Source organism: Pseudarthrobacter naphthalenicus (assembly GCF_029076445.1).
Lineage (GTDB): Bacteria > Actinomycetota > Actinomycetes > Actinomycetales > Micrococcaceae > Arthrobacter > Arthrobacter naphthalenicus.
Window position 1 is genome coordinate 1 of sequence record NZ_JARESG010000046.1, and the last position, 8,474, is coordinate 8,474.

Annotated in this window: 8 protein-coding genes and 1 rRNA gene; 6 read left to right on the top strand and 3 right to left on the bottom strand. The window is 65.3% G+C overall.

The features are described from left to right. Positions 1-191 precede the first annotated feature (191 nt). Positions 192-737, top strand: coding sequence for a pyridoxine/pyridoxamine 5'-phosphate oxidase (locus PY310_RS20840; protein WP_275216529.1), 546 nt, complete (start codon positions 192-194; stop codon positions 735-737). Here PY310_RS20840 and PY310_RS20845 read toward each other — a convergent pair. Beyond that, positions 703-1,197 carry a methylated-DNA--[protein]-cysteine S-methyltransferase gene (locus PY310_RS20845; RefSeq protein ID WP_275216531.1) on the bottom strand — a complete coding sequence of 165 codons (495 nt, stop codon included), beginning with the start codon at positions 1,195-1,197 and terminating at the stop codon, positions 703-705. The two genes, PY310_RS20840 and PY310_RS20845, sit on opposite strands and share 35 nt — an antisense overlap. Next, positions 1,194-2,711, bottom strand: coding sequence for an AlkA N-terminal domain-containing protein (locus PY310_RS20850; protein WP_275216533.1), 1,518 nt, complete (start codon positions 2,709-2,711; stop codon positions 1,194-1,196). Before PY310_RS20850 ends, PY310_RS20845 begins: the two co-directional genes overlap by 4 nt. 77 nt (positions 2,712-2,788) lie before the next feature. On the opposite strand from PY310_RS20850, the gene PY310_RS20855 reads away from it, so the two are divergent. Next, complete coding sequence (locus tag PY310_RS20855) at positions 2,789-3,466, top strand: DNA-3-methyladenine glycosylase (RefSeq protein ID WP_275216535.1); 678 nt, start codon at positions 2,789-2,791, stop codon at positions 3,464-3,466. Here PY310_RS20855 and PY310_RS20860 read toward each other — a convergent pair. Then, on the bottom strand, positions 3,436-4,107 hold the full coding sequence (locus PY310_RS20860) for a GNAT family N-acetyltransferase (RefSeq protein ID WP_275216536.1): 672 nt from the start codon (positions 4,105-4,107) through the stop codon (positions 3,436-3,438). The two genes, PY310_RS20855 and PY310_RS20860, sit on opposite strands and share 31 nt — an antisense overlap. 156 nt (positions 4,108-4,263) lie before the next feature. On the opposite strand from PY310_RS20860, the gene PY310_RS20865 reads away from it, so the two are divergent. From PY310_RS20865 to PY310_RS20880, 4 genes are all read left to right on the top strand, one after another. Further along, positions 4,264-6,492, top strand: coding sequence for a HelD family protein (locus PY310_RS20865; protein ID WP_275216537.1), 2,229 nt, complete (start codon positions 4,264-4,266; stop codon positions 6,490-6,492). Positions 6,493-6,573: 81 nt separating this feature from the next. Then, on the top strand, positions 6,574-7,887 hold the full coding sequence (tyrS, locus tag PY310_RS20870; protein ID WP_275216538.1) for a tyrosine--tRNA ligase: 1,314 nt from the start codon (positions 6,574-6,576) through the stop codon (positions 7,885-7,887). A 64-nt stretch (positions 7,888-7,951) separates the two neighbouring features. Further along, complete coding sequence (locus PY310_RS20875; protein ID WP_275216540.1) at positions 7,952-8,215, top strand: hypothetical protein; 264 nt, start codon at positions 7,952-7,954, stop codon at positions 8,213-8,215. Between the two features lie 177 nt (positions 8,216-8,392). Next, positions 8,393-8,474, top strand: a 16S ribosomal RNA gene (locus PY310_RS20880); the annotation flags it as partial.

Sequence of the window (8,474 nt, forward strand, 5' to 3'; positions counted from 1 at the left end):
CTGCACGTAATACTGATGCACCAACTCCCGAATCTCATCGCGGCTAATACCTCGCGGGCCAACAGTCATAGCTGCTCCCATTCCTCTTCAATCACTGACTGACTCACAACCAGCCTGACGCAGAGGGTTCGCGCATTAAGTGAGAGAGCGTCGGGCGTTGCGGGGCGGAGTCTCCCGGCTACCATTGCGGCATGAGCGACGCCTTCCGCAGCCAACTCCGTGCCCTTCCTGACTTCCCCGAAAACCTGCCGGACTTCGACCCCGCCGCGGCACCCGCCGATCCGGTGGCGCTGTTCAAACTGTGGCTGGACCAGGCCCTGGCTGCCGGCGTGTTGCAGCCGCACGCCTGCAGCCTGGCCACCGCAGACCACAACGGCCAACCGTCCGCCAGGATGCTGATCCTGAAAGACATCGACGACGACGGCTGGCACTTCGCGACGTCCCGCACCTCCCGCAAAGGCCGGGAACTCGCGGCGAACCCGAAGGCGGCCCTGAACTTTTACTGGCCGCAAATGGGCCGGCAGGTCCGGGTGGCCGGTCCCGTGGTTGAGCTGTCAGCGGAGGCGTCGGAGGCAGACTGGGACGCCCGGCCGGCGGCGGACGGCAGCCACAATCCTGATTGGCAGCTTTACGCGGTGGCGGCCACGGAACTGGAGTTTTGGCAGGCACGCCACGACCGGCGTCATATCCGACACCGCTTCGTTACCCCCCTTCCCGGGCCAGCAGGCTCTTCTTAATTGCCAGGCCCCAGCGGAAACCCCCCAAGGTCCCGTCCGTACGGATCACACGGTGGCACGGCACAAACAAGGCCGCCGCATTAAGAGCGCAGGCGCTGGCGGCAGCCCGGACTGCCTTGGAATTCCCCGAAAGCTCGGCGTACTCGGTGTAGGTCACCGGGAACCCCGGACGGACCGTCCGCAGCACATCCCAGGCGTGGGCCCTGAACGGCCCGGATTTCTGCAGTACGGGTACAGCCATGGCCGGCGCGGGGTCGCCCGCATAGAAGGCCTCCACCGCCCGGGAAATCGGCCCGAGGTCGGTCACCGTTTCCGCCTCGGCCGGGCGCAGCTGTGGGTGGATCTGCCCGGTCAGCTCGCCGGGTTCTGTGGTCCAGCCGGACGCCAGGACCACGCCGTCCTGCGCGAGGATGGTGAACGGACCGTCCGGGGTGGACATCGTCAACAGCTGGGCTTTCATGGCATCACTTTCTCTGGAATGTGCGGTTCGCGGCTGACGGGCTTCGACGACCCCGCCGCACGCCACAGGTGCATGGTGGCGTAGGACCGCCACGGGCTGACCTCGCGGAAATCCGGCGACAGGGTGCCGGCCGGGGCCGGATCAGTCCCCGGAGCGGTTCCCGGCTCGAGGGCACGGATGCCGTTGCGCACGGCGGCGTCGTTGGCCAGGAACACGTCCGGGGCGCCGAGGACACGCATGGCCACGTAGCCTACCGTCCAGGGCCCCACCCCGGGCAGCGGCAGCAGTTTTGCTTCGAGTCCGGGCAGGTCGTCGCCATAGCCGAAGTCAAGCTCACCGCCTGCCAGGGCGGACGCGGCGGACCGAAGGGCGTCGATCCGGCGTTGCGGACCGCGCAGCAGCGAGTAACCTGACTCGGCGATCTCGGCCGGAGAGGGGAACAGCCGGTCGAGCCCGTCGCCGGGGACCAGGCTGGGGCCTCCGACGGCGGACAGTTGCGTCAGTGCCGTCCGGGCCGCGGCCACGGTGACCTGCTGTCCGATCATGGCCCGGACCAGGAGTTCCTGCGGGTCCACAGCGCCCGGCATGCGCATGCCGGGGGCTCGCGCCGCTGCGGCGGCAAGGCGTGGATCAGCAGCCAACGCAGTGTCGATCGCGACGGGGTCGGCATCGAGATCGAACAGCCGGCGCACCCTGCTCAGCAGCGCCGGCAGGTCCCGCAGGTCCACCGCGCCGATGGCGAGGGTCAGCGGCCGCCCGGGCGCGCCGTCGTCGTAAGTCACATGGAAGCGGGCCTCACCGTGGGGGAGCCGCAGGGTGCGGGCGTACGACGTCGGGGTCCCCGCTTCGATCCCGGGAATCGCCCTGACCGCGAGGAAGGAGAAGATGGCGGGATCAAACGGTTCGCGGTAAGGGAGGCTGAGCGTCAGTGCGGTCGCGGCGGCAGCCGCCGGATGGTGCCGCGCCGTGGCCCGGAGGGCTGTCGGGGTCATGGCGAACACCTCCACCATGGTGTCGTTGAACTGCCGGACACTGCTGAAGCCGGATGCGAAGGCGATGTCCGCCAGCTTCATGGACGTGGAGACCAGCAGCGTGCGTGCCGTCTGCGCACGGCTGGCCCGGGCCAGGGACAGCGGACCGGCGCCGAGTTCCTGGCCGAGGATCCGGTTCAGTTGGCGGGCAGAATACCCCAGCCGGGCCGCCAGCCCTTCCACGCCCTCGCGGTTGATCACGCCGTCATTGATCAGTCGCATCGCCCGGCCGGCCAGGTCCTGCCTGACATTCCATGCGGGCGTCCCGGGAACCGCTTCAGGGAGGCACCGTTTGCAGGCCCGGTAGCCGGCTTCGTGCGCCGCAGCGGACGTTTCGTAGAACGTGACGTTGGCCGCTTTGGGGGTCCGGGCCGGGCAGGACGGGCGGCAATAGATGCCCGTGGTCCGGACAGCGGTGTAGAACTGCCCGTCGAAACGGGTATCCCGCGCGTCGATGGCGCGGTAGCGCTGCCAGAAGTCCATTCCCCTATCCTGCCAGCCCGGCATGGGCACTGCTAGCGGAAATCGGACATGGCCGTTGTCTTGGGTAGAGTCAGTGCATGGCCGTGATCAACAGCGTTCACTCCGGGCCGGAGCATTCCCCGGAGCGTTCCCCGGAGCAGCTCCGTGAGCTGCTCTCGGGTGATGCCCGGAAGGTCGCGCCCCTGCTGCTGGGGTCCGTCCTGAGCCACAACAGCCACGAGGGAACGGTGTCGGTGCGGATCACCGAGCTGGAGGCGTACATGGGCCCGGGGGACTCGCTGCACCCGGACCCCGGATCACATACGTTCCGCGGCCCAACGGCCCGGAACGCCCCGATGTTCGGTCCGGCCGGCCACCTCTACGTCTATTTCACGTATGGCATGCACTACTGCGCCAACATCGTCTGCGGGCCGGCCGGCACAGCGTCCGCGGTGCTGTTGCGTGCGGGGGAAGTGGTGGAAGGGCGGCACTTGGCGCAGGTGCGGCGGCCGACGTCGAAATCACCGCGTGACCTGGCGAGCGGTCCCGCGCGGCTCGCCACAGCCCTGGCCCTCACCACCGCGGACAGCGGACGCGACGCGCTGGTGGAGCCGTTCGGGCTGCGGCTGCCCTCGGCGCCAGCCCGCACCTACAGTTCGGGGCCCCGGGTGGGGGTCTCCGGCGATGGCGGTTCCGCAGACTACCCGTGGCGTTTCTGGCTGCCGGGGGATGACACGGTGTCCCGCTACAAGGCCGCGAAGGTGCGGCGGCCGTAAGTTGGGGTGCCGGGACGGCTTCCGGCCGGGGCTCCAGCCCGGTTCCCCGGTGCGTCGCACTCCTGCGCGAACGGCGCCAGCCGATCCTGAAGGCCGCGCTGCACGCACAGCCATTCCGGCTGCAGGATCGAGAATACCGCAGAGTCCGCACGGGTGCCGTCGGGCGCGGTGCGGTGACTTCGAAGCACCCCTTCGAACGTGGCCCCGAGCCGTTCGATGGCTGCGGCGCTGCGCAGGTTGCGCGCGTCGCACCGGAAGGCGACCCGCTGAACGCGGAGGACCTCAAACGCAAAGGCAAGCAGGGCGTACTTGCTGGCCGGGTTGACGTGGGTGCCCCAGAACTGCCGGCCAAAGAACGTTCCGCCCACCTCGGCGCGCTGCTGTCCGGCGTCGAAGGCGTTGAGCGCGGTGGTGCCCAGGATCGCACCGGTCCGCTGGTCTGTCACGGCAAAGGCAAGGCTGGCGGGATCGGATATTTTGGCTTCAAGCAGGGCCCTGAGCTCCGGGGCAGTGGCTGGCAACGGCGCGGCCATTCCGGCCCACATCGCGGCATCCACGAAGTCGTACAGGGCGTGGGCATGCTCCGGCGCCAGCGGGATAAGGGAGAGTCCGTAGCTGGTCAGGACTGTTTCGTGATGCATTGCAGTATTGAATCAGTCCGGGGCCTGCGCCGAAACAGATGGAGGCAACCGGAAAAGTGAACAGTGGATGACATCGGGGGTGTGCGGTCAGGCGGGCACGTTAACCGAAATGGTTGTAGAATGGACGGTCTGTCTTTTGCGATAGGGGAACGTTTAATGCTCGACGCCGATTTGGCCCACGAACGCGATTATGTTGCTGGCTTGTACGCGCGGCTGGAAGAGCTACGCGCTGAGAAGCGCCAGCAGTTGGCACAGGTCCGCCGGGCCGGTGCTGTGGGCACCATGCAGAATGTTTCCGAACGTGACGCCTTCGCGGCGCTCTACGAGGACCGCCTCGCTCAGCTCGATGCCGTTGATGACCGTCTGGTGTTCGGCCGCTTGGATCTGGATTCGGGCGAGGCCCAGTACATCGGGCGCATCGGCCTGACCACCGATGACCTGCAACGGCTGATGGTTGACTGGCGTGCGCCCGAAGCGGGGCACTTTTACCAGGCCACCGCCTTTGACCGGCAGGGCGTCCGCCGCCGGCGGCACCTGATTCTTCAGGGCCGTGAAGTCAAGGCCATCGAGGACGACGTGCTCGACGCCGGGATGCTGGCGGATAACGCCTCGCTGCAGGGCGAAGGCGCGCTGCTGGCCGCATTGGATTCCAAACGCACCGGGCGGATGTCTGACATTGTCGGCACCATCCAGTCGGAGCAGGACCGCATCATCAGGTCCTCCATCTCCGGGGCGCTGGTGGTTCAGGGCGGTCCCGGCACCGGCAAGACGGCCGTTGCGCTGCACCGTGCTGCATACCTCTTGTACACCCACCGGGAGCGCCTGAAGACTGCCGGCGTGCTGCTGGTGGGACCGTCGTCCTCGTTTATGAAGTACATCGAGCGCGTCCTTCCCTCGCTCGGTGAGACGGGCGTGGTCATGGCCAGCCTGGGACGCCTGATGCCGGGCATCAACGCCGTACCTGAACCCGAGGCCGATGTTGCGGCCCTCAAAGGCCGGCTGGACATGGCGAAGGTTGTGGCCAACGCAGTGGCCAACCGGCAGCGGATCCCGGCCGAGGACCGCATCCTCGAGGTCGATGGCCGGAAACTGGTCCTGACACCCCGGCAGGTCAGCCGCGCCCGCGAACGCGCCCGGTCCACCGGCAAGCCGCACAACGAGGCACGCCTGACGTTCGTCAAGATCCTGCTCCGCGAGCTGACGGAACAGATGACCGAGCTGGTGGAGGCCGGCAGCATCGGCAACAACGCGGACCGTTCGTATCTGGCGGAGGATGTCCGGACCGCCCGCGATGTCCGGATCGCGCTCAACCTGTGCTGGATGCCCATGACGCCGGAGAAGCTGATCACCGAACTCCTGAGCAAGCCGGCCGTGCTGGCTGCCTGCACGCCGCACCTCAGCCTCGAAGAGCAGAAGCTACTGCTGCGCCCGGCGGATGCGCCCTGGACCGAGGCGGATGTTCCGCTGCTGGATGAAGCAGCTGAACTCCTCGGCGAGCTCGATCCCGCAGCCGGACGCGGAATCGCCCAGCAGGAGCATGACCGTGCCCGCGATCTCGCCAACGCCAAGCAGACGCTGGTGAACATGGAGCACATGGGCGTTGATGTCATGATGACCGCCGAGGAACTGGTGGACCAGAACCAGGAGCGGCAGAACCGCCTGACGGCCGCCGAACGGGCCACCACCGACCGCACGTGGGCCTTCGGCCACATTGTGGTGGATGAGGCGCAGGAACTCTCGCCGATGCAGTGGCGGCTGCTGGTCCGACGGTGCCCCCTGAAGTCCTTCACCATCGTGGGGGACATCGCGCAGACGAGTTCGGTTGCCGGCGCTAACTCCTGGCAGGGAGCCTTGGCGCCGATGTTCGGTGACCGCTGGCAGCTGGAGGAGCTGACGGTCAACTACCGGACGCCGTCGCAGATCGCCGAAGCCGCCGTCAGGATGGCAAACGCGGCCGGACTCGTGGTGTCCGCGCCGAAGGCCGTCCGGGAGGGGCGCTGGTCACCTTTTATCGACAAGGTTGATGCCGGACAGGTGGTCAGTCGCCTCGTGGAGGTGCTCCCCGAAGAACTGGAAGCGCTCGACGGCGGCCTGCTGGCAGTTATTGCCGACGGCGACCTTCTCCCCGCCGCCACCTCAGCCCTGCGTGCCGTCTACGGCCGGCGTATCGGCAACGGCGCGGGCAGTTATGAGCAGGACATCGTGGTGATTAGTCCCCGCGAGGCTAAGGGCCTGGAGTTTGACGGGGTTGTGGTGCTGGAACCGTCGGAGATGCTCAACCATGAGCACGGCCGGGTGGGTGACCTGTACGTTGCCATGACCCGGCCCACGCAGCGGTTGCGTCTGATCGCCGCCAAGGGCATCCCCGCCGGCATCGAAGGCTGAGCCGACCCGCTTTCGCCCTCTTCACGCCCGGCTCCGTTCATGACGGGGCCGGGCGTCGTCGATCCTGCTAACTTAGAAGTCGTGTCAGAACTCAACGATCTTGAATCCCAGCAGAACGACCCCACCTTCGCCAATGTCTGGCAGGAGCTGAAGTGGCGCGGCCTGGTCCACGTCTCCACCGACGAAGCGGAACTGGAAAAGCTCCTCGCCGGTGAACCGGTCACCTATTACTGCGGGTTCGATCCCACCGCGCCGAGCCTGCACCTGGGCAACCTGGTTCAGCTCCTCCTGATGCGCCGCCTCCAGCTGGCCGGCCACAAGCCGCTGGGACTGGTCGGTGGATCCACCGGGCTGATCGGTGATCCTCGGCCTACCGCCGAACGGACGCTGAACACCAAGGACACCGTGAATGAGTGGGTGGGTTACCTCCAGGCCCAGGTCCGCCGCTTCCTGAGCTTCGAGGGTGCCAACGCAGCTCGCATGGTTAATAACCTTGACTGGACCGCGCCCCTAAGCGCCATTGATTTCCTCCGGGAGATCGGTAAGCACTACCGTGTTGGCACCATGCTCCGCAAGGACGCCGTGGCTTCCCGTCTCAATTCCGATGAAGGCATCAGCTACACGGAATTCAGTTACCAGATCCTGCAGGGCATGGACTACCTGCAGCTCTTCCGCGACTACGGCTGCGTGCTGCAGACCGGCGGCTCGGACCAGTGGGGCAACCTCACCAGCGGGACCGAACTGATCCGGAAGGTAGAGGCCAAGTCTGTTCATGCCCTGGGTACGCCGTTGATCACCAATTCCGATGGCACCAAGTTCGGCAAGAGTGAAGGCAACGCCATCTGGCTCGATGCCGGCATGTGCAGCCCTTATGCCTTCTACCAGTTCTGGCTCAACACCGCCGACGCCGATGTGGTGGACCGCCTGAAAGTCTTCACCTTCCTGAACCGCGCGGAGATCGAATCGATTGCCGCTGCGGTGGCGGAGCGCCCATTTGCCCGCGAGGGCCAGCGCAAGCTGGCGTTCGAGGTCACCTCACTGGTCCACGGAGTGGAAGCAACGGAGAAGGTCATCGCCGCATCGGCCGCCCTCTTTGGCAACGGCGACCTGTCCGCGCTGGACCGGCCCACCCTTGAAGCAGCAACATCGGAGCTTCCTTCCGCGCGGGTCCAGGTGGACGGCCTGGGGATTGTTGATCTGCTGGTGGCTTCCGGCCTCTCGGACAGCAAGTCTGCTGCCAGGCGCACGGTCAACGAAGGCGGCGCCTATGTGAATAACGAGAAGGTGTCTGACCCGGAGGCTGTCATCTCCGAGGATGAACTGCTTCACGGGCAGTACCTCCTGTTGCGCCGCGGCAAGAAGAACCTTGCCACCGTGGAAGTATTGGTCCCTTAGGCGCTTTGCCGCCTCATTGCACGCTCCTCCGCAGCCGATTTGCACGGCCGCGGGGGAGCGTGTAATGTTTTCTGAGTCGCCGCCGCTGAGTGGTGACAAACCCCCAACAAATTCAAGCAATTCGTCATGTGCACTGCACGAAGATGATGAAAAGCTTGGTTTTTTGGTGGGCGGATTCAGCTTATTGAGTGAATATCCGGAAAATTCCGGGATTTGCAAAGTAAACTTGAATGAACTAAAGTATAAACATCGCAGCGAAGAAAAACGAAGCAAAAGAATTCAATTACTGAATCGCTCCGGGAAGTATTCGAATGTGTCTGTTGTTTGAGAACTCAATAGTGTGCCAAGTTTGTTGATACCAATTTATTGTATTGAATTGGTTGAATTGGCCAGGCCTGTCCACCCCGTGGATTGGGTTTGGTTTTTACAGCTGGTTTCAAATTTTTGCGGCCTTCGTTTCCCGTTATTTCCGGGGGTGTTGGTTGTTTTCTGTTTTTGTTTTACTTCAACGGAGAGTTTGATCCTGGCTCAGGATGAACGCTGGCGGCGTGCTTAACACATGCAAGTCGAACGATGATCCGGTGCTT

Bases quoted from the DNA above. Each gene is read 5' to 3' on its own strand.
- PY310_RS20840 (WP_275216529.1), top strand. From the start codon at position 192: ATGAGCGACGCCTTCCGCAGCCAACTCCGTGCCCTTCCTGACTTCCCC.
- PY310_RS20845 (WP_275216531.1), bottom strand. From the start codon at position 1,197: ATGAAAGCCCAGCTGTTGACGATGTCCACCCCGGACGGTCCGTTCACC.
- PY310_RS20850 (WP_275216533.1), bottom strand. From the start codon at position 2,711: ATGGACTTCTGGCAGCGCTACCGCGCCATCGACGCGCGGGATACCCGT.
- PY310_RS20855 (WP_275216535.1), top strand. From the start codon at position 2,789: ATGGCCGTGATCAACAGCGTTCACTCCGGGCCGGAGCATTCCCCGGAG.
- PY310_RS20860 (WP_275216536.1), bottom strand. From the start codon at position 4,107: ATGCATCACGAAACAGTCCTGACCAGCTACGGACTCTCCCTTATCCCG.
- PY310_RS20865 (WP_275216537.1), top strand. From the start codon at position 4,264: ATGCTCGACGCCGATTTGGCCCACGAACGCGATTATGTTGCTGGCTTG.
- PY310_RS20875 (WP_275216540.1), top strand. From the start codon at position 7,952: ATGTTTTCTGAGTCGCCGCCGCTGAGTGGTGACAAACCCCCAACAAAT.